This window comes from Gemmatimonadota bacterium, assembly GCA_009692115.1.
Classification (GTDB): domain Bacteria; phylum Gemmatimonadota; class Gemmatimonadetes; order Gemmatimonadales; family GWC2-71-9; genus SHZU01.
Map to the genome: position 1 here is coordinate 36,699 of SHZU01000003.1, position 22,925 is coordinate 59,623.

A 22,925-nucleotide genomic window follows, 5' to 3' on the forward strand; every position below is an offset into this window, starting at 1 on the left:
GGTTCGATGTCGGACAACAAGGCACTACCTACCCGGGCCGCGGACTTCAGCGCCTGGTACAACGAACTCATCGCCCGGGCCGAACTGGCCGACTACAGTCCGGTCCGCGGCTGCATGGTTATTCGGCCGAATGGCTATGCGATCTGGGAGCAGATGCAGGCCGCGCTCGACAAGATGTTCAAGGACACCGGCCACCAGAACGCCTACTTCCCGTTGTTCATTCCCCAGAGTTTCCTGGCCAAGGAGGCGGAGCACGTCGAGGGCTTTTCGCCCGAGACCGCTGTCGTGACGCACGCCGGTGGCAAGGAGCTGGAGGAGCCGCTGGTGGTTCGGCCCACGTCCGAAACGATCGTCGGGGCGATGTACGCCAAATGGATTCAGAGCTATCGAGACTTGCCGGTGCTCTTGAACCAATGGTGCAACGTGGTGCGATGGGAGATGCGGACCCGGCTCTTTCTCCGGACCACTGAGTTTCTCTGGCAGGAAGGCCATACGGCGCACGCCACGGAGGCCGAGGCGGAGGCTGAAACCCTCCAGATGCTGGGCGTCTATCGGACGTTCCAGGAGCAGTACCTGGCGTTGCCGGTCATCACCGGCAGGAAAACCGATTCCGAACGGTTTGCCGGCGCGCTCCGCACCTATGCCCTCGAAGCGATGATGCAGGATCACAAGGCCCTGCAGATGGGCACCAGCCATAACCTTGGCCAGAACTTTGCCAAGGCGTTCGAGATCTCGTTTCAGACCGCTGAAGGCACGATCGATCATGTGTGGAGCACCTCGTGGGGTAGCTCAACTCGGATGATCGGGGGCATGATCATGGCCCACAGCGATGACGCCGGATTTGTCTGCCCGCCCCGGTTGGCGCAGTGGCAGGCCGTGATTGTCCCGATCTACAAGACCGATGCGGAGCGCGGTACCATCCTGGAGGCCGCGAACCGGGTGGCCGTCGACCTGCGGGCCGGAGGGATCAGGGTTCATGTCGATGGTCGCGAAGGGATGAAGCCGGGGGCCAAGTACTATGAGTGGGAGGGGCGAGGGGTTCCATTTCGGCTCGAGATCGGTCCCCGAGATCTCGCCTCCGGCACGGTGATGCTGGCCCGGCGGACCGGCGGCCCGAAGACGTCCTTGCCGATGGTCGGCCTCGCCGCCGCCCTGGCCCTCGAAGTCGAGGCCATGCAGGTGGCGCTGTTCGAGGCCTCCAAGGCCCGGCGGGAGGCCCATTCGCTCCGCCATCCGAAGAGCAAACAAGAGTTCATCGATTTCATCGAAGGGAACGGTGGGTTCGTCTACGCCGGTTGGTGCGGCGATCCGGCGGTCGAAGCAGAAATCAAGGAGGCCACCAAGGCCACGATCCGGGTGATTCCTGATCCGGAGTTCCTCCAGGGCGAGTCGCCGAAGACCTGCATTTGGACCGGACGGCCCGCGGTCGCCGAGGTCATCTGGGCTCGGGCGTACTAGATGGGCCAAGCGGTGGTAGGCCCCGGGGGCTCTGCGGTCGATCCGCGCGAGTTGTTTCGCGATGCGGGGCTCGAGCGGGGACCCGATGGACTGCTGCGGATGGGCGGGGTGTCCCTCGAGGCGGTCCTCCGGGATGTCGGATCGCCGGCGTACGTCTACAACGGCGGAGCGATTCGCGAGCAGTACCAGGCCATCGCCTCGGCATTTGCCGGGACCCCGCACCAGGTTCACTTCGCCGTCAAGTCGAACAGCAGTCTGGCCGTGCTCAAGATTCTCAAGGATCTCGGCGCCGGAGCCGACATCGTGTCCGGTGGAGAGCTCCGGCTGGTCACCCGGGTTGGCTTCGATCCGAAGCGGGTCGTCTTTAGCGGGGTCGGGAAGACCGACGCCGAACTGGAAGCGGCCATCAGTTGCCGGATCGGCGGTATCAACATCGAGTCGGGGGAAGAACTGACGGCCCTCGAACGCATTGTCGGTCGGCGGTCGGTGGACTATCCGATTCGGCTCGGGATCCGGGTCAATCCGGATGTCGCGGCCGATGCCCACCCGTATATCACCACGGGAGCAGGTGGCAACAAATTCGGGGTTCCCACTGAGCAGGTTCTTGGGCTGGCGCGCCGGATTGCCGGCAATCCCCGGTTCACGCTGGTCAGCCTTGCCATGCACCTCGGGAGCCAGTTGCTCGATCCAGCCCCGTTTGCCGATGGGGCAACCAAGCTCATCAGGTTGATCGACGACATCGCGGCCCTCGGGATTCGCTCGATTGAAGCAGTCGATGTCGGAGGCGGACTCGGGATTCGCTACCGGGACGAAACACCCCTCAAGCCTCGCCAATTGTCTGAAGTGTTGACGCCGATCATTGCGGGGCGGGGCCTGACGCTCCATCTCGAGCCGGGCCGTTTTGTGACCGGCAGCGCCGGCGTGCTGTTGACCAAAGTGCTCTATCGGAAGCGCTCGGGCGGCAAGGACTTCGTGGTGGTCGATGCCTCGATGACCGATCTGGTTCGCCCCAGTCACTACCACGCCTACCACGAGATCACCGAGGTGGTGGCTCGAGGCCGGCCGGTTCAGACGGTCGATATCGTCGGCCCGGTCTGCGAAACGGGCGACTTCTTGGCGTTGGACCGGCCGCTCCCCGGTGTCGAAACCGGCGATCATCTGGCCATTCTCTGTGCCGGCGCCTACGGGTCGGTCATGGCCTCGAACTACAATAGCAGACTCCGGGCGCCCGAAGTCCTCATTGATCGCGGACGTTATGGAGTCACCCGCGTTCGGGAGACCCTGGAGGACTTGCTCCGGGGCGAAACCGACGATCCCTTCCACCGCTGAAAGCCTGTGACCAAGAACGCTATCCTGATCATCGACTACGGCTCTCAGTTCACGCAACTCATTGCCCGACGAGTTCGTGAGGCGCATGTCTACTGCGAGATCCACCCGCCGACCCGATCGCTCGAGTGGATCCGGGAGTGGGGTCCGACAGGCATCATTTTGTCCGGGGGGCCGAACTCGGTCTATGACGAAGGAGCACCCACCGCGCCCGCTGAGTTGCTGAACCTCGGCGTACCGGTCCTCGGTCTGTGCTACGGGATGTACCTCGTGGCCCAGATGGCGGGGGGTACGGTGGTGGCCGCCGGCCGGCGCGAGTATGGGCGGGCCCAAGTGTCGGTTCGCGGGGGCCGGCTGTTCCGGGGCTTCGATTCGGGCGAGACGACAACGGTCTGGATGAGTCACGGCGACCGGGTCGAGAACGTACCGCCCGGCTACCGTGTCACCGCCTCGAGCGAAAACTGCCCGATCGCGGGGATCGAGCACGAGACGTTGCCCCTGATGGCGGTCCAGTTTCATCCCGAGGTCGCTCACACCGTTCGGGGCGGGGAAATCATCAACGCGTTCTTGTTCGATGTGTGCGGTGCCGTGGCGGATTGGACGCCCGCGCACTTCATTGAAACGGAAATCGCCAAGATCCAGGCCCAGGTTGGTCCGACGACCCGGGTCATTTGCGGCTTGTCCGGTGGGGTCGACTCCGCCGTGGCAGCGGCCCTGGTGCACCGCGCCGTGGGGAACCGGCTCACCTGCATCTTCGTCGATCACGGCCTGCTCAGGCTCCATGAGCGGGAGCAGGTCGAGGTGACGTTTCGCCGGCACCTCGGAATCGATCTCAGGGTGGTCGATGCCAGCGATCAGTTCCTCAGCCTCCTCGCCGGGGTCACCGATCCGGAGCGGAAGCGGACGATCATTGGACATACCTTCATCGATGTGTTCGAAGCCGCGGCCAAAGTCGTGGGCGACGATGTGGGTTTCTTGGTGCAGGGCACCCTCTATCCCGATGTGATCGAGTCGTTCTCGCCTCGGGGCGGGCCGTCGGTCACCATCAAGACCCACCACAATGTCGGGGGCCTGCCGGAGCGATTGCCTTTCAAGCTGATCGAACCCCTTCGCGAACTCTTCAAGGACGAGGTCCGGGCGGTTGGCCGCGACCTCGGCCTCCCCGAGGAGATCGTCGGACGTCACCCGTTCCCGGGTCCCGGACTCGCCATCCGGATTCTCGGTGACATCACCCGGGAGTCACTCGAGACCCTCCGCAAAGCCGATGCGATTTACTTGGAGGAGATCCGGTCGGCGGGGTTGTACGACGAGATCTGGCAGGCGTTCGCGGTCCTGCTGCCGATTCGTTCGGTGGGCGTCATGGGCGACGGCCGGACCTACGATCAAGTCATCGCCCTCCGGGCGGTCACCAGCCGGGACGGGATGACGGCCGACTGGTACCCGTTTCCGCCCGAGGTTATGGGACTGATGTCAAATCGGATCGCCAATGAGGTGCGGGGGGTCAATCGGGTCGTCTACGATGTCAGCTCGAAGCCGCCGGCCACGATTGAGTGGGAGTGATTCATCCGGCTCGTTGATCGAGTAGCCGGAAAAATGATCGACCGTTTCCAGACGCGCCAATCGGTCGGGCGGGTCGGGTTCCTTGACCAATTGGGCGATCTGCGCGAGTACCGCCAAGTATTGGTTGGTCACTTCCGTCGGTGGTGCCGCGATCAAGAAGAGGCTGGTCACTGGTCGGCGGTCGATGGCGTCGTACTCGATTCCGGTCCGGAGCCGTCCAAAGGCGAGCCGGAGCCGGCTCACGGCCAATGATCGGCAATGCGGCACCGCCACTCCCCGCCCAATCCCCGTCGAACCAAGTTGCTCTCGCCGCTGGATCAGGCGGAGCAATGTATGCTGGGCGCAGTCATCGACCCGGAGAAGCCGGACCATCTCGGCAAAGACCTCGTCCTTGGTTGCGCCCGTGAGTTCCAGGTCAATTGACCCCGGGTCGAAGTAATCGCGAAGCTGGATAGGGCGGGAAGTTTACGGCGCTCCTCTGGAAAACTCAAACGGGATTCGCGACGGCTTTAACTTGCGGGGTTGGCCTCTCTAGGGTTCTGCAAGTAGCTTTCGGGTATGCGGTTACCGTATGCCCCCGGAATCGAAATCCCCCTCATTCTGGCCCCGATGGCCGGGGTGTCGGAGGGGCCGTTCCGGCAAATATGTCGGAGCCTCGGGGCCGACGTGCTGATGACTGAGTTCCTGGCTGCCGAAGCCATCCGGCGGGGCATTCAAAAGACCCTTGAAGGATGCGAGTTCGGCGAATCGGAACGGCCGCTCGGCGTCCAGATCTACGGTGCGGATGCCGAGGCCATGGGCCGGGCGGCCGCCATCGTCACCGACGTATACCACCCGACGTTCATTGACATCAATTTCGGCTGTCCGGTCAAGAAGGTCGTGCAGCGGAACGGCGGCTCGGGCTGTCTCCGCGACCTCAACCTCGTGAGCCAGATCATCCGGGCCGTGGTCGCGGCCACCCACCTGCCGGTGACGGTTAAAACCCGGAGCGGATGGAGCGAGGATACCAGGAGCCCGGTGGACATCGCCCTTCGGATGCAGGATGCCGGCGCCAAAGCGTTCACCCTTCACGCGCGGACCCGGACCCAGATGTTTACCGGGAAGGCGAGCTGGGATGAGATCGCCAAGGTGGTGGAGGCGCTCGACATCCCGGTCATCGGGAACGGCGATATCGAAACGCCTGAAGACGTGATCCGGATGCGGGTCCATACCGGATGCGCCGGGGTGATGATCGGCCGAGGGTCTTTCGGGAACCCGTGGATCTTTCGGGAAAGCCGGGCTCTTCTCGACGGCACCCACCGGCCGCCCCATCCGGGTCCGCAAGAACGGTTTGCCGTGGCGCTTGAACACGCGGCGCTCGCCCTCCGGTTGCAGGGCGACCACCGCAAGACCGTGATCGAGTTCCGCAAACACCTCGGCTGGTACGCCAAGGGGTTACCGCAGGCCAGCGCGCTCCGGGAAAAGCTCTTCCAGGTCGAGACGATGACGGCGGCCCAGGCCATCTTTCAAGACTATCTCGAGACCCGACCGGTCTCAGTGTGAAGGCGCAACTCGCCGAGTGGCTCGCCTCGGTTGCGGATGGTTCGCTCAGCGTTTCCGACGCGCTGGAGCGGCTCCGCCATTTTCCCGGAGAGGACATCGGCCTGGCCAAGGTGGACCATCACCGAAGCCTCCGGTACGGCCATCCTGAGGTGGTGCTGGCCAGCCACAAGACCGTGGCTCAGCTGATCGCCATCACTGAACGATTGGAAGCGGTCAGCGGTTCTTTCCTCTGCACCAGGGTTACCGGCGAACAGGCGCGGGCCCTCGCCGACCGATTCCCCGGCGTCAGGCTGCATCTTGAAGGTCGAACCGCATGGCTCGCCCCGGCAACTCCAGTGCCGATCTTGGGCACGGTCGCCGTGGTCACGGCCGGGACGAGCGACATCCCCGTGGCCGAGGAAGCCGCTGTAGTTGCGGAAGCCTTCGGCGCCGTGGTGACCCGGGTATTTGACGCGGGGGTTGCCGGTCTCCACCGCATCTTGTCGGCCAGGCCGGAGATCGACCGGGCCGACGTCGTCATCGTCGTGGCCGGGATGGAGGGTGCCTTGCCCAGTGTCGTCGGAGGCTTGGTGGGCCAGCCGGTGATTGCGGTACCCACGAGCGTCGGGTATGGCGCCTCGTTCAACGGGCTCGCCGCCTTGCTTGGCATGCTCAACTCCTGTGCGGAAGGCGTGACGGTCGTCAATATCGACAATGGCTTTGGGGCCGCCGCGGCCGCCGCAAGGATCCTTCGCTTGGCCCGAAAGGAATAACCCATGCGCCAGACGGTGGTTCATACCGGCGCACCGAGTTTCACCTGGATCGACCTGGTGGCCCCGGACCGGGCCGAGTTGTCGGCCTTGGCTACCGAGTTCGGTTTTCACCACACGTCGGTTGAGGATTGCCTCGACCCGTGGCGTTTGCCCAAGCATGAGCGGATCGGCGACACGACCTTCGTGATCTTGCGGGTGTTCGATGCCGGGTGCTCTCCCGAGGCATCGAGCGTGCAGGAGACCACCCGAAAAATCGCCGTGTTCTACCGGGCGGGCCTCGTGGTAACCGTTCATCGAGCCGATCTCGCCGTGGTTCAGGCGGCGCGGACCCGATTTGGGGCCGACGTCAAGGATCTGTGCACGGAAACCGCCGTGCTCGGCGCCCTGTTCAATGGCGCCCTGGATTCCTTCGACGCCCCGCTCGACCAGGCGGAGGTCGTGGCGGGCGAGTTCGAGGATGCGGTCCTCGATGAGACCAAGCGCTCGCCGAATCTCACGGCGATCCACAACTTGAAGCGACGAGTCAATGTTATCAAGCGGGTGCTGTGGCAAACCAATACGGTGGTCCAACGGTTGGTCCCGCCCCAGGAGCGGACCGGCGCCGTGTTTCAGGATGTCAAGGAGAACGCCGAGAGCTACTACTTCTACGCCGACCAGCTGCTGGAGGAGATCAACAACCTGATCAGCATCCACGTGGCGCTCTCGAGCCATCGAACCAATGAAGTGATGCGGGTCCTGACCGTGTTCTCGGCATTCTTCCTGCCCCTGACGTTCATCGTGGGTGTTTATGGGATGAACTTCCGCTTCATGCCTGGATTGGAGCGCTGGTGGGGGTACCCAGCGATTTTAGCCCTCATGGCTGGGGTCTGCGTCGCCATCGCCTTGTGGTTTCGGAAGCGGGGGTGGCTCGGCGGCAATCCTCAGGCGTAAGCCGTTGAGGAGCAATGAGTTAGGCGCTTGGTAGCCGGGCCGATCCTCTTGTCAAGCCGGGGGCGGGTCGTTATGATGGATGCACCCGGGGGGCGACTGGCTTCGACGGGTCAGGAGAATGTGGAGACGCGTGCCCAGGACCAGGCCCTGGTAAAACACTTGGAAAATTTTATCTGCCAACTCTAACTTGGCATTGGCTGCGTAAGCTGAGCTAAGCTCGCTTACCGCACCACCGGAGAAGGGAGCCTGCCTGGGGCGCCTCAACCGGACCGCAAATTCAGGCTGGCTCGTGGCGGCGTCCTCACGTCCCGAGTAAGAAAACGAGGGCTCGGCTCGACGAAGGATGGCCGGTAGCCGGCGTCGGACTAGCGCACGAAGATCGGCCTACGCACGTAGTGGCTTTGCTGGATGCTGATTCGGACCAGGGTTCGATTCCCTGCGCCTCCATTGGATAAAGGACCGGCCTTCCCTCGGGAAGTCCGGTCCTTTGTTTTCTGCCCACATCGGCTTCGTCATGTTCCAAGGTAATTCAGACAAATGAGCTTATCTGATCCCAAGTCTTGTTACCGCAGTTGTTTGTACATCTAGGATATGACCGATTTGTTCAGCACTGCGAACGCCTGCCGAGCCACGTCGAGCGCTTCACCCGGAGACCGGGCGAGGCAATTGAGGTGTCCCATTTTGCGGCCGAGCCGGGCCTCCTTTTTACCATAGAGGTGGAGCCGAACCCCGGGGATGGCGAGTGCGGCGGCCCAATTGGGTTCGCCGCCGGCCCAGCGGTCGCCCAAGAGATTGACCATGCAGATCGGCGACAGGAGCCGGGGTTCGCCTAGCGGCAGGCCGGCCAGGCAGCGGACCTGTTGCTCGAATTGGTCCACTCCGCAGGCGTCCATCGTGTAGTGTCCGGAGTTGTGGGGCCGGGGGGCCAATTCGTTGACGAAGATCCGGCCCCCCTCCGCGACGAACATCTCGACGCCCAGGACCCCGACGTAGTTGAGCCGATTCGCGACGGCCATTGCCGTGTGGACCGCCTCGGTGGCGAGTTCGGGTGCCACGAGGGCCGGCACGACGGTCGTGTGGAGGATGCCGCCGACGTGAACATTCTCGCCCACCGGGAACGGCGCCACGGAGCCGTCCTGGCCCCGAGCCAGGACGACGGAGATCTCGGATGCGAGGGCCAACCGGCGTTCGAGGACGCAGGGGACCTGTCGGAACCGTTCGAACGCCGCTTCGGTCTCGTCATACCGAGTGACGACCGCTTGCCCTTTGCCGTCGTACCCGAGCCGGCTGGTCTTCAGCACTGCCGGCGCCCCGATTCGATCCCAGGCTCGGCGAAGGTCGGCGATCGATTCGACCGCCTCAAAATCAGCGGTGGCGAGGCCGGCCGATCGAAGGAATGTCTTCTCGGTAATCCGGTCCTGGCAGATGGCAACGGCGGCGGCCGAGGGGCGGCACACGGTGTGAGTGCTGAGATATTCGAGGGCTGCCGCCGGCACGTTCTCGAACTCGGTGGTCACCGCCGCCGCGGAGCGGGCCAGATCCTCGAGCGCGGCTCGGTCGTCGTACGCCGAGCGGATATGGCGGGTGGCGACGGCGCCTGCCGGGGACAACGGATCGGGCTCGAGGACGACCACCTCGTAGCCCATCTCCCGGGCTCGCAGCGTGAACATCCGGCCGAGCTGACCGCCACCCACCAGGCCGAGGGTTTGCCCCGGCGGGATCATAGCGAGGGCGGCGGGAGGGTGGCGGCCAGAACGTTGGCTTCTTGGGCCTTCCGAAACGTCTCGAGCCGGGTGGCCAGGGCTTGATCGTGCCGCGCCAGCATGGCGACGGCATACAGGCCGGCATTGTGGGCCCCCGGCTCGCCGATCGCAAAGGTCGCGACCGGGATCCCGGCCGGCATCTGGACGATCGAGAGCAACGAATCGAGCCCCTGAAGGTACGTGCTCGGAACCGGGACGCCGAGGACCGGAACAATGGTTTTGGCCGCGAGCATGCCGGGAAGATGGGCGGCTCCGCCGGCCCCGGCGATAATGCAATGCAAGCCGCGACCGAGCGCTTCGGACGCATACTGGAACAGCAGGTCAGGGGTGCGATGGGCGGAAACGACCCGGGTTTCGTGCGGGACGCCGAAGTCATCGAGGCGCTTGGCGGCGTGCCGGAGGGTGTCCCAGTCCGAGGCCGATCCCATCACGATACCGACCAATGGGGAGCGGCTCACAGGGTACCCCGGGTGCGATCCATCGTGCCGCGCTCCGCCAGTGCGGCTTGGGCCGCCGCGAGGCGGGCGATCGGGACCCGAAACGGCGAACAGGAGACATAGTTCATCTTTTGAGCCTCGCAGAAGGTAATCGTCTTCGGCTCGCCGCCGTGCTCGCCGCAGATCCCGATCTTGAGATCCTGCCGAGTGCCGCGGCCTAATTGCACGGCCATACTGATCAGTTTGCCGACCCCGGCGATATCGAGTTCCTGGAAGGGGTCGGCTTCGATGATGTTCCGTTCGACGTATGATGGGAGGAACACCCCGGCATCGTCCCGGGACAGGCCCCAGGTGGTCTGGGTCAGGTCGTTGGTGCCGAAGGAGAAGAACTGGGCCTCCCGGGCAATTTCATCGGCCGTGAGGGCCGCTCGGGGCAACTCGATCATGGTGCCTAACAAGTAGGGCACCGTGATCTGTCGTTCCCGGAACACTTCCTCGGCCACCTGCCGGACAATCAGCGCTTGTTTCCGGAATTCGATCACGTGGGCCACCAGAGGGATCATGACCTCGGGTTGGACCCGGCCCTTCCGTTCCGCCACGGTGCAGGCGGCCTCGAAAATGGCGCGGGCCTGCATCGCGGTAATTTCCGGGTACATGATACCGAGCCGGCACCCGCGGAGCCCGAGCATCGGGTTGACCTCGCTCAGGTTGTCGATGATTCGCTGGACGTCTTTGACGGTCTTACCCATCTGCCCGGCCAACTCGGCGATCTCCTTCGCCGCCTTGGGCAAGAACTCGTGGAGCGGCGGATCGAGGAGGCGGATCGTGACGGGGTACCCCTCCATCGCCCGGAAGATGCCTTCGAAGTCCGCCCGCTGCATGGGCAGGAGCCGGGCCAGCGCTTTCTTCCGGCCGGCTTCGTCCTCCGCCAGAATCATTTCGCGCATCACGGGCAACCGTTCGCCCTCGAAGAACATGTGCTCGGTCCGGCAGAGGCCAATTCCTTCGGCTCCGAAGTCGCGGCCCCGGTGCGAGTCGGCCGGGGTGTCGGCGTTGACGCGGATCCGGAGGTGACGCATGCCGTCGGCCCAGCCCATCAGTTTGGTGAAGTGCTCGCTGAGCAGGGGTGCGACCAGTTTGGACTGTCCGCCGAAGACTTTGCCCGTGCTCCCGTCGACGGTGATCCAGTCGCCTTCGGCGATCGCCCGGCCGAGGACCGTAAACTGGCCGGCCGCCTCATCGACCTCGATCTCCTGGGCCCCCGCAACACAGGGCTTGCCCATGCCTCGGGCCACGACGGCCGCGTGAGACGTCATCCCGCCCCGGGCGGTCAAAATGGCCCGGGCGGTGACCATGCCGTGGAAATCCTCGGGGCTGGTTTCCCGCCGAACCAGGATGACGGCGTTGCCCTTCTTGCCTAACTCCTCGGCCCGGTCGGCACTGAAGACGACGGTCCCGCTGGCGGCCCCGGGCGAGGCCGGGAGCCCGGTGGTCAAGTAATCGATGGGCGCGTTGGCGTCGATGGCCTGGTGGAGGAGCTGATTGAGGTCATTGGGAGGAATCCGGGCCACGGCTTCCTCTTCGGAAATCGACCCCTCCGCCACCATCTCGACGGCGATCCGGACCGCCGCTTGGCCGGATCGCTGCCCCCGCCGGGTCTGCAGCATGTAGAGTTGGCCGCGCTCGATCGTGAACTCGAGATCCTGGACGTCTCGAAAATGCCGCTCGAGGGTCCGGGCAACCCGTTCGAGCTCGCCGAACACGTGGGGCATCCGGTCCTTCAGTGCCTCGATGTGTTCCGGAGTCCGGGTGCCGGAGACGACATCCTCGCCTTGGGCGTTCATCAAGAACTCGCCGTAGAGCATGTTCTCCCCGGTTGAGGGATCCCGGGTAAACGCAACCCCGGTCCCGCAGTCCTCTCCCATGTTGCCGAACACCATGGCCACGATGTTCACGGCCGTTCCCAGGCTGTTGGGAATGTCGTGAAGCTTGCGATAGTCGATGGCCCGCCGGGTGTTCCAGCTCTCGAACACGGCCTCGATCGCCCCCCACAACTGATCGATCGGGTTTTCCGGAAAGGGTTTGCCGGTGTCGGCCTCGATCAGCGCCTTGTATTCGCGGACCAGGGCCTGGAATTCTGCCACCGGCAGGTCGATGTCGCGGGCCACGCCAAGGCGGTGCTTCCGGGCCTCCAGGCGTTCCTCAAACCGCTTCTTCGGCACCTCGAAGACGACCCCGCCATACATCTGGACGAAACGGCGGTAGGAGTCCCAGGCAAAGCCTGGATTTCCGCTCAGCTTCTCGAGTCCCTTAACGGTGTCGTCGTTCAAGCCAAGGTTGAGAATGGTTTCCATCATGCCCGGCATCGAGAGCGCCGCACCGGACCGGACCGAGACGAGCAGCGGGTTGTCGGCGGCGCCGAATTGCTTGCCGGTGGCGGCTTCGACTCGCAGCAGCGACGCCTCGACTTGGGCCTTGAGCCGAGGCGGGAACTGGTGCATGGCCAGATAGGTTCCGCATACTGTTGAGGCAATGGTGAATCCGGGCGGGACCGGGATGCCGAGATTGGTCATCTCGGCTAGGCCGGCGCCTTTGCCACCCAACGTTTCCTTCATGGCGGACGTCCCGTCCGCCCGGCCCTGACCGAAAAAATAGACGAGGGGTTGCGTCTGGCTGTCGATCACGGCGCGCTCTCGACGAAGGGCGGCTGATGGTGCATTTCGACCGGTGGGGTGGTCGGCTGAATCGGATATTGCCCGGAAAAGCAGGCGTGGCAGAAGCTGTTCCGGGTGCCCGCAGCCTGAACCATGCCGGCCAAGGAGAGATATCCGAGCGAGTCGACGCCAAGGTATGTCGCAATCTCCTCGATCGAGTGATTGGCAGCAATCAGCTCGTCTCGGTTCGGCGTGTCGATCCCGTAGTGGCACGGTCCGGTGATCGGCGGTGAACTCAGTCGGAGGTGCACCTCCCGAGCCCCCGCCCCTCGGATCATCTGGACCAGTCCCTTACTCGTGGTTCCCCGGACCAAGCTGTCATCCACGACGACGACGGACCGGCCGGCGATCACGTGGCGGACCGGGTTGAACTTGATCTTGACCTTGGCGACGCGGAGGGCTTGGGTCGGATTGATGAAGGTCCGGCCCACGTAGTGGTTCCGGATCAGGCCATGCTCCAGCTTGAGGCCGGACTCATCTGCAAACCCGAGTGCCATCATGTTGGCGCTGTCGGGAACGCTGAATACCACGTCGGCGCCGGGGGCGGGGTGTTCCCGGGCCAGCTGCCGCCCCAGTTCCCGCCGGACCCGGTCCACCGACTCGCCGAAGACGGTGCTATCGGGCCGGGCAAAGTAGACCAACTCGAAAATGCACCGCATCGGCGCCGGGGCGCACTCGAGTTTCGGTAGGTCCCGCACCATGCCGTCGATAATCTCGAGAAAGTCCCCCGGGCCAAGTTCCCGGATCAGGGTCGCGCCGACCAGGTCGAGGGCGCAGGTTTCCGAAGCCACGACGACGCCCTGGCCGATCCGACCCACCGCCAGGGGCCGAAACCCAAAGGGGTCGACAGCGCAATACAAGGTCCGGCCGACGGCAATGACGAGGCTATAGGCGCCTTCGATCTTGCCCAACGCCTCCCGGATCTGGGCCTCCGGCGTCGTCGCCCGCGACCGGGCGATCAGATGGACGATCACCTCGGAGTCTGAGGAGGACTGGAAGATGGCGCCCTTATCAACCAACTCCCGTTTGACGGCGGGCGCATTGGTGAGGTTTCCATTGTGCGCGAGGGCCAGCGGCCCTCCGTGGTAATTGGCGACGCAGGGCTGCGCGTTGGCCAGCACCGACGAACCGGCTGTGGAATAGCGGGTATGGCCGACGGCAACATCGCCGTCGAGTTCGGTGATCTCTGGTGCCCGGAAAATGTCGCCGACGAGGCCCATGCCACGGACCAAGTGCGGAACGCCGCTGTCGTCGACCGTGACGATGCCGGCGCTTTCCTGGCCTCGGTGCTGAAGAGCGTAGAGGCCGAGATACGCGACGCGAGCCGCGTCCGGCACGTTCGATACCCCGATGACTCCGCACATAGTTAGGCCGACATTCGTCGTGGAATAGCGGTGAAGTAGGTCCGGCGGAGGTCGCCGGTCTGCCACACCATGGATAGGGTGCCGACGGTGATCCGGAGGTCCCCCCCCGCGGCCCCGACACTTCCGGCTACGGCAAATGGCACGCCGTGTTCCTGGGCCAAGGCCCGAAGGGGGTCGACCATGCCGGGGTCGAACGAGATGACCGCCCGGGCGCCATCCTCGCCGAACAACAGAGCGTCCGCCTCGAGACCCGGACGTTGTTCGAGGTGAATTCCGGCGCCCAAGGTGCCGTGGCCGTGCGGAGCGCCCAGGCAACATTCGGCGACCGCCACCGCCAAGCCGCCGTCGGCGCAATCATGGGCCGACCGGAGGAGCCGCGCCGTGGCGGCCGCCGCCAAGAATCGCTGCAGGTTCCGTTCTGCGGCCAGATCGCAGGGCGGGGGCGGGCCGCCAAGGAAGTCCCGAACCAGCCACCAGTACATCGACCCGCCCAGGTGCCCGGCGGTCGAGCCGAGGAGTCCGACCAAATCGCCGGTATGCTGGAACCCACTCGGGATCCGAGTCGTGACGTCCTGGAGCAGTCCGACGAGCCCGACGGTCGGAGTGGGGTCGATGGCGCCGGTGGGGCTCTCGTTGTACAGCGACACGTTGCCGCCGGTGACCGGCGTATTGAAGACGCGGCATGCGTCTCCCATACCCCGGACCGCTTCTTTGAATTGGAAAAAGATGTCCGGTTTGTCCGGGTTTCCGAAATTGAGGCAGTTGGTAATCCCGAGCGGAACGGCGCCGGTACATGCCACGTTTCGGGCCGCTTCCGCGACGGTCATCTTGCCGCCTTCATACGGGTCGAGCGCGACGTAGCGGTTGGGGCAATCGACCGATACGGCCAGGCCGAATGTGGTGCCCTGAACCAGGAACACGCCGGCGTCGCCACCGGGGCCAAGCACGGTGTTGGCCTGGATCGTGGAATCGTACTGGTCGAACACCCACCGCTTGCTCGCAATGGTCGGGTCGTCGAGCAGAACCGACAGGGCCCCGGTCAGGTCGACCTTCGGGGGGGCCGACGGCTCGGCGGCCCGCCGCGCAATCGCGTCGGGCGACTCGACGGCCTCCGGGTGGTACATCGGCATCCCGTTGACCAAGCGCTCACCTGGTATAGCCGCGACCGTGATGCCGTCGTGCACGACCCGGAACAGGCCGTCATCCGTGATCGTGCCGATGGCCGTTCCGTTGAGTTCCCATTTGGCGCAAATGGCCTGGACCTCGCCGACCCGGTGGGGCTCCACGACGAGCAGCATCCGCTCTTGTGACTCCGAGAGCAGAATTTCGTAGGGCGTCATCCCCGCTTCGCGAAGCGGGACGCGGCTGGTGTCGAGCTCGACCCCGACGCCGCCGCGGGCGGCCATCTCCGACGACGAACTGGTCAGGCCGGCCGCCCCCATGTCCTGGATCGCGACGATGGTTCGGGAGGTAATCAACTCGAGGCTGGCCTCGAGCAGGAGCTTCTCCGTGAACGGGTCGCCGACCTGGACTTGGGGACGGCGGGCTTCGCTTTCCGCCGACAAGTCCTCGGAAGCAAAACTCGCCCCGTGGATCCCATCCCGCCCGGTCCGGGCGCCGACGGTCATCAGAATGTTGCCGACGCCCTCGGCCCGCGCGGTGATCAGGTCGGCTTCGCGGAGGATCCCGACGCACATGGCGTTGACGAGCGGGTTGCCGCTATAACCCGGCGCGAAGGTGACCTCGCCGCCTAACGTCGGAACCCCGACGCAGTTGCCGTAGTCGCCGACCCCCTTGACGACCCCCGCAAACAGATAGCGGTTGCGGGGGTCATCCAAGGGGCCGAACCGCAGGCTGTTGAGGACCGCCACCGGGCGGGCGCCCATGGTAAAGACGTCGCGAAGGATGCCGCCGACGCCGGTGGCCGCGCCCTGGTACGGTTCGACGGCCGAGGGGTGGTTGTGCGACTCGATCTTGAAGGCAACCGCCCACCCATCCGGCAGCCGGAGGACCCCGGCATTTTCGCCCGGGCCTTGGACGACCTGCGGCCCGTCGGTCGGGAAGGTCCGGAGCACGGGCTTGGTATGCTTGTACGAGCAGTGCTCCGACCAGAGGGCACTGAAAACACCGAGTTCCGTCATGGTCGGAGTCCGGCCCAGCATGGCCAGAATTGCGGCGTACTCGCGCTCGTTCAGCTTATGCTCGCGCACCAACGCCTCGGTGACCGGAGGCTCCCCGGGAAATGGGTTGGCGGCCGGAGGCGTGGTCACCGACGTCACGTCTTCTTGAGACTCGAAAAGAGGTCGCCGAATACCTTGCCCATGAACCCGGGGTCACGGTGCTTCGTGGCCACATCGAGTTCCCCGGCGTCGAACCAGATCCCGAGGCAGTCGGGGCATTGGTCGATCTGCACGCCGTGGAGGTCGGTGGTGACGAGGTGCCCGCCGCATTTCGGGCACCGCATGTGATGGCTTCGCTTCTCGGAGTCGCCGGCGGCCCGGTCCTGGGCCATCCGCTGTTTCTTGGTCAGCTCGGCGTCGCGAAGGGCGAAGTACTCGTCCTCGTTCTGACTCGGTTTCTCAGTCATGGCAGTGCTTTGGGCTAAGGCTAAACATGAGCGGCCAAGGGCCGCTTCCAACGAACCAAGGAACTGAAGACTCGGGTGCCGGCGGTACTCCCGAGCAACGGATCGGCGAGGCGCTCAGGGTGCGGCATCATGCCGACAACATTGCCGTCCCGATTCGAGATCGCGGCGATGTCTCCCATGGCGCCGTTCGGGTTGGCCGGGCTGTCCGGCATCCCGGTGTTGACGTACCGAAAAACGACCCGACCTTCCGACTCGAGAGTGGCCAAAACATCCTCCGAGGCGGCATAGCGGCCATCGCCGTGGCCGATCGGAATCCGGATGATTTCATGCTCGCGATACCCGGCGGTGAACGGCGTCCGCCGCCGCTCCACCCGGAGGTCCACCGGCCGCGAGAGGAACTGGAGGCCGGCATTGCGCATCAGGGCGCCCGGGAGGAGGCCGGCCTCGCAGAGCACTTGGAATCCGTTGCAAATGCCGGCGAGCGGCTTGCCGTCGGCCGCGTGACGCTCGATGGCGGCCATGATCGGACTGAAGCGGGCGATGGCCCCCGCGCGGAGGTAGTCGCCGTAGCTGAAACCACCCGGAATGATGACCGCGTCCGCATCGTGAAGATCGGTCTCCCGATGGAAGACGTAGTAGGCCGCCCCGCCCTCGCGTTCCACGGCTCGATAGGCGTCGGGCTCACAGTTGCTGCCGGGGAACCGGATGATCGCAACTCGCATCAGCCGACCTCCACCTTGACTTGAAAGTCTTCGGTGACGGGATTGGCGAGCAGTTTGTCGCACATGGCCTTGGCGTCCGCGGCGGCGGCCTCGGCGGTGGGTGCCTCGAGATCGAATTCAATCGCCTTGCCGACGTGGACGTTGGCGGCCTGGTCGAACTGGAGCGCCTTCAGGGCATGCTCGACGGCCTGGCCTTGCGGGTCAAGCAGGCCCCGGCGAGGCATGATCCGGACATGGATACGGAACTTCATCGGTCCTCCCGGCGAATCCGGTCGGTTAGGGAATGGACCGGGGCCTTCAAAGGGGCGTCCGGCCCCTCCGCGAGCGGCTGGCCCCGCTCGAGCAGACTGAGGACGGAACTTCGGAGCATGCCGCCGACCATGTAGGTCAGGCCCAAGGGGAAGAAGAATGATCCCGGCGAGATGATGGCGCCGGCGATGATGCCGAGGTGGATGAGGAGCCCGACCACACCGGACAACGACCGGAGTCCGATCCGCGGCCACCGCGGGTATTTCACATTGCTGACCATCAACGCGGCCAACAGGAGCACCAGGACGGTGAGGCCCTCGTGCTGGAGGTCGAGGTACGCCACCGACGTCTTGTACCACGAGGACTGGCTGAACGGGTAGTATGCCGCGAGGGTCATGCCCGCGGCCGGCGACGGCAGCCCGGTAAACCAGTTGGAGTGGGGCGCGCCGTGCGAGGTCACGTTGTAGCGGGCCAGCCGGAGAGCGGCCGCCACCACGTAGAGGTAACAGACCACCCACCCGAACTTGCCCGCGGTCGCAAATTCCAGGTAATACATCACGAGCGCCGGTGCGACGCCGAACGACACAATGTCGACCAGCGAATCCAACTCGGCACCAAACCGGCTTCCAGTGTTCGACAGCCGGGCAATCCGCCCGTCGAACATGTCGAGGATCCCGGAAAACACGATAAAGAAACCGGCCCATTTGAAGTTGCCGTTCGTCGCCATGACGATGGCCCAGAACCCGAAGAACAAATTGGCCAGCGTGAAGAAACTGGGCACCACGACGACCACGCGGCGGATTCCGCGCCGGGTCCGCCGTTCTTCAACCGGTACGTCTACCATAGGGCCACCCCGGGTTGGTTGGTCCTCAACGGCTCATTAGCGATCCAGGCCCCGGTCATTGGCCGGACTCCGGCAGGGGGGATCCGGTCAGAAGCTGATATGCCTCAAGGTAGCGGGCGCTGGTGGCGGCGATGACCTCTGGGGGCAGGGTGGGCCCCGGTGCCTCCATGTTCCACTCGCCGCGGTCGTGGAGTACCTGGAGATAGTCCCGAAGCGGTTGCTTGTCGAAGCTCGGTTGTGACCGGCCGGGCTGGTATCGGTCGAGGGGCCAGAACCGCGACGAGTCCGGCGTCAGGATTTCGTCGATCAGCCGGAGGTCGCCGTTGGCGTCGGTGCCGAACTCGAACTTCGTGTCGGCAATGATGATGCCCCGGCTCAAGGCGTATTGAAGGCCGGCCGTGTAGATGGCAAGGCTTCGGCGGGCCAGTTCGGTCGCCATCGGCTCGCCCAATTCCCGGCCGACCGTCTCGGGGGTCACGTTGATGTCGTGGCCGGTCTCCGCCTTGGTCGCCGGCGAAAACACTGGGGCGGGGAACCGGTCGCTTTCCTGAAGCCCGGTGGGGAGCGGGCTCCCGGCCAGGGTCCCGGCGGTCCGGTATTCCTTCCAGGCCGAGCCGGAGAGATAGCCCCGAATGACGCATTCGAACTGGATCGGGTCGGTGCGCCGCACCAGCATCGCCCGGCCGGCGATCTCTGCGCGATTGCCTTGGAGGCCCGGAATGTCGCGGAGGATCTCGTCCGCGTCGGCGGTCAGAAAGTGGGTCGGCCCCAAGGGCCCGAGTTTCTTGAACCAGAACGCCGACAATTGGGTCAGCACCGCGCCTTTCCGGGGGATCGGCTCGGTCATGATGACATCGAACGCACTCACCCGATCGCTCGCCACCAAGAGCAGGCGATCGGCGCCGACCTCGTAGACCTCCCGGACCTTCCCGCGCCGAAGCAGCGGGAGCGGGAGTGAACTTCGGGTCACGACCGTCATACCGTCACCTCCGCGGCGGGGGCCTCGGCCGCGAGCGCGGAGGCCGTGGCGAGCAAAGGCGTCAGGTATTCATTCAGGAATTCGTGGGTTTGCTCCGGCGCCCGTCCAACGTACCGGGCCGGATCGAGTTCGGCGCGGAGTCGGTCGGCCCCGAGCGAGGCAAACTCGGGGGCGCCCGAGAGCCGCTCCAGAAGGTCGTTCGGTCCACCCTCGCTGACCTGCTTGGACACCAGGTGACTGGCCTGGCGAATGACCTCGTGGAGCGCCTGGCGGTCGCCCCCGGCCTGAACACCAAGCATCATCCAGCGCTCCGTCGCCATGAAGGGCATCTGATCGGCCACGTGGCGACCGATGACCGGTTCGCGGACCTCGATCCCGCTGACGATGTTGGTGGCCAACACCAGAATCGCGTCGGTGGCGAGGAATGCCTCGGGCAACGTCAACCGCCGGTTGGCGCTGTCGTCCAGGGTCCGTTCGAGCCACTGGGTGGCGGCCGTGTGGGCCGTGTTGCCGGTCAGGGAAATGACGAACCGGGCCAGCGCGTTGATGCGTTCGGCCCGCATCGGGTTTCGCTTGTAGGCCATTGCACTCGAACCGATCTGCTCCGCCTCGAACGGCTCGAGCAACTCGCCTTCGTGCTGTAGCAGGCGCAGATCGGAAGCCATCTTGGAGGCGGATTGAGCAATGCCGCTCAGAACATCCAGCGCCATACTGTCGAGCTTCCGGCTGTAGGTCTGGCCGGTGACCGGCAGCGAGGCGGAAAACCCCAGCCGTCGAGTCACCTGGCGGTCCAACTCCCGGACCTTGTGGTGGTCGCCGCCGAACAGTTCGAGAAAGGACGCCTGGGTGCCGGTGGTGCCCTTGCACCCCCTGGTGCGGAGGGTGCCGAGCCGGTGGGTGAGTTCCTCGAGATCGAGGGCGAAGTCTTGGGCCCAGAGGGTGGCGCGCTTCCCGACGGTGGTGAGCTGGGCCGGCTGGAAGTGGGTGTAGGCCAGACACGGGAGGGCCGCGTATCGATCGGCAAATTGCCCGAGGGCGCGGGCCAGCGCCACCAACCGGCCGAGGAGGAGCTGAAGACTCTCGCGGATCACGATCATGTCGGCGTTATCGGTGACGAACGCGCTGGTAGCGCCGAGGTGGAGATACGGCCGGGCCGCCGGGGCTTGATCGCCCAGGGCATGGACATGCGCCATCACATCGTGCCGGAATCGGTGCTCGTACGTTGCCGCGACCGCCAAGTCGCAGTCATCGAGGTGGGCGGTGATCTCCTCGAGCGCCGCGGCCGGGATGTCGAGGCCCAATTCCCGCTCCGTCTCGGCGAGAGCCAGCCAAATTCGTCGCCAGAGGCCGATCTTGTGCCGCTCGCTCCAGAGGCGCTGCATGGCCGCCGAGGCGTAGCGGCTTCCAAGGGGCGATTGGTAGCGGGCGTCGTCGGTCATCGGAAGCTCAAGGTAGTCGACGCCACATTTCCCTGCCGTTCGAACGTGATGGTGAAGGCCTGCTGGGATCCGAGTGCTCCGAGTTCACTCTTGACCTCGGCCGCAGTGGCGATGGGCCGTCGATTGATCCATCGAATGACGTCGCCCTCGCGAAGCCCGGTGGCCCGGCTGACTTCATCGGTGATCCGGAAGATCAGAGCGCCCTGATCGGAACGGATTTGCCGCTCGGCCTGGACTCCGGGCGTCACCGTGATCAACTCGAGGCCGCTAATGACGCTGACCCGGGCGGCCGTGACGCTCGGCAAATCACCGGTGATGATCCGCCGGGACTCGACCGCGCCGGCCGGCGTTCGCTTGAAGCGAACCGCCACGGTATCGCCGACGTGGAGGTCGAGCTTGACGGCCTCCCAGTCAAGGTAGTTCCGGAGCCGGCGTCCGGCAGCCTCGACCAGGACGGCGCCCGCCTCGAGGCCGGCTCGCACGGCCGGGCCCGCTGGGGTCACTTCGGCGATCCGAACCCCGCCGGCACTCTTCCAGTCCCGCATCGAACTGGCATCGCCGACCGTGAGCCCGGTCCAGGCTCGGCGGACCGCGCCGCTCTTGACGATCTCGTCGGCGACCCGGATGGCCCGCTCGATCGGAATCGCGAATCCGAGGCCGATCGATCCGCCGGAGTTGGAGAAGATGAAGGAGTTGACGCCGATGACCTCGCCCAGGGAATTGGTCAGCGGACCGCCCGAGTTGCCGGGATTGATCGAGGCATCGGTCTGAATCATGTCGAGATAGAGGCCCGACTGGGTGTTGTTCGGTAGGACGTTTCGCCGGGTGGCGCTGACCACCCCGGCGGTGACGGTCGGCTCCGAGTTGCCCAAGAGGTAGGTGTACGGATTGCCTAACGCCACGACCCACTCACCGATCAGGATGTCGGTGCTCTTGCCGATGGCGGCGACCGGCAGGTCCTCGGTGATTCTCAAGACCGCGATGTCGGTCGTCGGGTCTTCGCCGAGGAGGCGAGCCGTGAAATCTCGGCCATCGGCGAGCGAGACGGTGATGGAGTCGGCGTTGTCGACGACATGCTGGTTGGTGATAATGATGCCGCCCGGGCGGACGACGAAGCCGGTGCCGTACCCCTGGATCTGGCGTTCCTGGGTCCGGGGGACAAAGAACGAGAAGAAGTCCATCGGGTCGCCGGCCGGCACCTGTCGTCGGGAGACCACGCTGATCGAGACGACGGACCGCGCGACCCGGGCGGCCGCATCGACGATCGCGGTCCGGCGGGAGGTCGTGAGCGTCTGGTTCTGCGCCGACCGCTGGGCATTGGCCGAATCGATGAGCGGGGGCATGGCCGGCTTGGCGGAGCAGGCCACGGACGCCGCCCCCAGCACGACGGAGGAGATTAGGAGCCGGAAGGAAGCGCGAACCATTCGTCTGGGTACACCGCGGTTATGAAGTAGAGGCCTTGCGCCGGTGCCGGCGGACTGGTCCGCACACCGGGGTCCAAGGCCAAGAGTCGGTCCATGTCGGCGAGCGCCCGACGCCCGAGGGCCACATCCACCATCGTCCCGACCAGCATCCTCACCATATGATGGAGGAACCGGTCGGCCCAAATCGTGAGGTCCATGCCCTGATCGGCGGGCCGGAGTGCCCAGCGGGCTTCCCGAATCTCGCATCGGGTATGGGGCCGCTTCGATCGGAGCACCGAAAACGCCTTGAAATCGTGCGTTCCCATGATCCGCCCGGCGGCCACATCGAGCCGGGCGGCGTCGAGGGCGATCCCGAGCGGCCACTCGTAGCGCCGGCGGAACGGCGACCGCGACAGTCGGTCGGTGCCGATCAGGTACCGGTAGCGCCGCTCAGTGGCCGCCCGGCGGGCCTGAAAATCGGCCACCGTTTCCCGCACCTCGGTCACGAAACAATCGGCCGGCAGCAGCGCATTCAACGCTCGATTCAACGCCGCCGGGGTCCAGCGATCGGGGAGGGTCATACTTACCCCTAATCCCAAAGCATGGACCCCGGCGTCGGTCCGTCCTGCCGCATGCGCGCGCACCGATTGGCCCGCGAGCCGCCCAAGAACGGCCTCCAACTCAGCTTGTACCGTGCGACCTTCACGCTGCCGCTGCCAACCGACGAAGGCAGTGCCATCAAACTGGAGCGTCGCGAGAAAAGTCCGCGGCATGAGGAATGGAATTTAGGCGGAAGGCGGCTCTGACGGTAGGACGTCGGGAGAGGTCGAGCCGACCCTCCCCTTGGCGGCTCGGG

20 protein-coding genes and 1 other RNA gene are annotated in these 22,925 nt (G+C 65.2%); 7 read left to right on the forward strand and 14 right to left on the reverse strand.

The annotated features are described in order from the left end of the window. The first annotated feature begins 6 nt into the window (after positions 1 to 6). The 3 genes from EXR94_04435 to guaA all read left to right on the forward strand — a co-directional run bounded on the left by EXR94_04435 (position 7) and on the right by guaA (position 4,344). On the forward strand, positions 7 to 1,458 hold the full coding sequence (locus EXR94_04435; protein MSR01975.1) for a proline--tRNA ligase: 1,452 nt from the start codon (positions 7 to 9) through the stop codon (positions 1,456 to 1,458). Positions 1,459 to 1,557: 99 nt separating this feature from the next. Next, on the forward strand, positions 1,558 to 2,787 hold the full coding sequence (gene lysA, locus EXR94_04440) for a diaminopimelate decarboxylase (GenBank protein ID MSR01976.1): 1,230 nt from the start codon (positions 1,558 to 1,560) through the stop codon (positions 2,785 to 2,787). Positions 2,788 to 2,793: 6 nt separating this feature from the next. Continuing rightward, complete coding sequence (gene guaA, locus EXR94_04445; GenBank protein ID MSR01977.1) at positions 2,794 to 4,344, forward strand: glutamine-hydrolyzing GMP synthase; 1,551 nt, start codon at positions 2,794 to 2,796, stop codon at positions 4,342 to 4,344. Here guaA and EXR94_04450 read toward each other — a convergent pair. Continuing rightward, complete coding sequence (locus EXR94_04450) at positions 4,255 to 4,797, reverse strand: PTS sugar transporter subunit IIA (GenBank protein ID MSR01978.1); 543 nt, start codon at positions 4,795 to 4,797, stop codon at positions 4,255 to 4,257. The two genes, guaA and EXR94_04450, sit on opposite strands and share 90 nt — an antisense overlap. A gap of 105 nt (positions 4,798 to 4,902) precedes the next feature. Between EXR94_04450 and dusB the strand changes: the two genes are divergently transcribed. The 4 genes from dusB to ssrA all read left to right on the forward strand — a co-directional run bounded on the left by dusB (position 4,903) and on the right by ssrA (position 8,018). Beyond that, on the forward strand, positions 4,903 to 5,886 hold the full coding sequence (gene dusB, locus EXR94_04455) for a tRNA dihydrouridine synthase DusB (GenBank protein ID MSR01979.1): 984 nt from the start codon (positions 4,903 to 4,905) through the stop codon (positions 5,884 to 5,886). Further along, a complete protein-coding gene (gene larB / locus EXR94_04460; protein MSR01980.1) occupies positions 5,883 to 6,638 on the forward strand; it encodes a nickel pincer cofactor biosynthesis protein LarB in 756 nt (251 codons plus the stop codon). The genes dusB and larB overlap by 4 nt, the downstream gene beginning before the upstream one ends. A 3-nt stretch (positions 6,639 to 6,641) precedes the next feature. Then, a complete protein-coding gene (locus EXR94_04465; protein MSR01981.1) occupies positions 6,642 to 7,568 on the forward strand; it encodes a hypothetical protein in 927 nt (308 codons plus the stop codon). A gap of 88 nt (positions 7,569 to 7,656) precedes the next feature. Then, positions 7,657 to 8,018, forward strand: a transfer-messenger RNA (tmRNA) gene (gene ssrA / locus EXR94_04470). A gap of 134 nt (positions 8,019 to 8,152) precedes the next feature. On the opposite strand, the gene EXR94_04475 is transcribed toward ssrA, so the two are convergent. From EXR94_04475 to truA, 13 genes are all read right to left on the reverse strand, one after another. Further along, positions 8,153 to 9,292: a 5-(carboxyamino)imidazole ribonucleotide synthase gene (locus EXR94_04475; GenBank protein MSR01982.1), complete on the reverse strand. Its 1,140-nt coding sequence runs from the start codon at positions 9,290 to 9,292 to the stop codon at positions 8,153 to 8,155. After that, complete coding sequence (gene purE / locus EXR94_04480; protein ID MSR01983.1) at positions 9,289 to 9,759, reverse strand: 5-(carboxyamino)imidazole ribonucleotide mutase; 471 nt, start codon at positions 9,757 to 9,759, stop codon at positions 9,289 to 9,291. The genes EXR94_04475 and purE overlap by 4 nt, the downstream gene beginning before the upstream one ends. Positions 9,760 to 9,785: 26 nt before the next feature. After that, positions 9,786 to 12,449 (reverse strand): pyruvate, phosphate dikinase, encoded by a 2,664-nt coding sequence (locus EXR94_04485; GenBank protein MSR01984.1) that lies wholly within the window; start codon positions 12,447 to 12,449, stop codon positions 9,786 to 9,788. After that, complete coding sequence (locus tag EXR94_04490; protein ID MSR01985.1) at positions 12,449 to 13,846, reverse strand: amidophosphoribosyltransferase; 1,398 nt, start codon at positions 13,844 to 13,846, stop codon at positions 12,449 to 12,451. Before EXR94_04490 ends, EXR94_04485 begins: the two co-directional genes overlap by 1 nt. 2 nt (positions 13,847 to 13,848) lie before the next feature. Beyond that, complete coding sequence (gene purL, locus EXR94_04495) at positions 13,849 to 16,008, reverse strand: phosphoribosylformylglycinamidine synthase subunit PurL (protein ID MSR01986.1); 2,160 nt, start codon at positions 16,006 to 16,008, stop codon at positions 13,849 to 13,851. A 113-nt stretch (positions 16,009 to 16,121) separates the two neighbouring features. Beyond that, positions 16,122 to 16,310: a hypothetical protein gene (locus EXR94_04500; GenBank protein ID MSR01987.1), complete on the reverse strand. Its 189-nt coding sequence runs from the start codon at positions 16,308 to 16,310 to the stop codon at positions 16,122 to 16,124. 143 nt (positions 16,311 to 16,453) lie between these two features. Next, on the reverse strand, positions 16,454 to 17,155 hold the full coding sequence (gene purQ / locus EXR94_04505) for a phosphoribosylformylglycinamidine synthase subunit PurQ (GenBank protein ID MSR01988.1): 702 nt from the start codon (positions 17,153 to 17,155) through the stop codon (positions 16,454 to 16,456). Continuing rightward, positions 17,155 to 17,406, reverse strand: a complete 252-nt coding sequence (gene purS / locus EXR94_04510; protein ID MSR01989.1) for a phosphoribosylformylglycinamidine synthase subunit PurS — start codon at positions 17,404 to 17,406, stop codon at positions 17,155 to 17,157. Before purS ends, purQ begins: the two co-directional genes overlap by 1 nt. After that, on the reverse strand, positions 17,403 to 18,248 hold the full coding sequence (pssA, locus tag EXR94_04515; protein ID MSR01990.1) for a CDP-diacylglycerol--serine O-phosphatidyltransferase: 846 nt from the start codon (positions 18,246 to 18,248) through the stop codon (positions 17,403 to 17,405). Before pssA ends, purS begins: the two co-directional genes overlap by 4 nt. Before the next feature lie 55 nt (positions 18,249 to 18,303). Beyond that, positions 18,304 to 19,227, reverse strand: a complete 924-nt coding sequence (locus EXR94_04520) for a phosphoribosylaminoimidazolesuccinocarboxamide synthase (GenBank protein MSR01991.1) — start codon at positions 19,225 to 19,227, stop codon at positions 18,304 to 18,306. Continuing rightward, positions 19,224 to 20,666, reverse strand: coding sequence for an adenylosuccinate lyase (locus EXR94_04525; GenBank protein MSR01992.1), 1,443 nt, complete (start codon positions 20,664 to 20,666; stop codon positions 19,224 to 19,226). The genes EXR94_04520 and EXR94_04525 overlap by 4 nt, the downstream gene beginning before the upstream one ends. Further along, positions 20,663 to 22,090, reverse strand: a complete 1,428-nt coding sequence (locus tag EXR94_04530) for a PDZ domain-containing protein (GenBank protein MSR01993.1) — start codon at positions 22,088 to 22,090, stop codon at positions 20,663 to 20,665. The genes EXR94_04525 and EXR94_04530 overlap by 4 nt, the downstream gene beginning before the upstream one ends. Further along, positions 22,063 to 22,842, reverse strand: a complete 780-nt coding sequence (gene truA, locus EXR94_04535) for a tRNA pseudouridine(38-40) synthase TruA (GenBank protein MSR01994.1) — start codon at positions 22,840 to 22,842, stop codon at positions 22,063 to 22,065. Before truA ends, EXR94_04530 begins: the two co-directional genes overlap by 28 nt. Positions 22,843 to 22,925 lie beyond the last annotated feature (83 nt).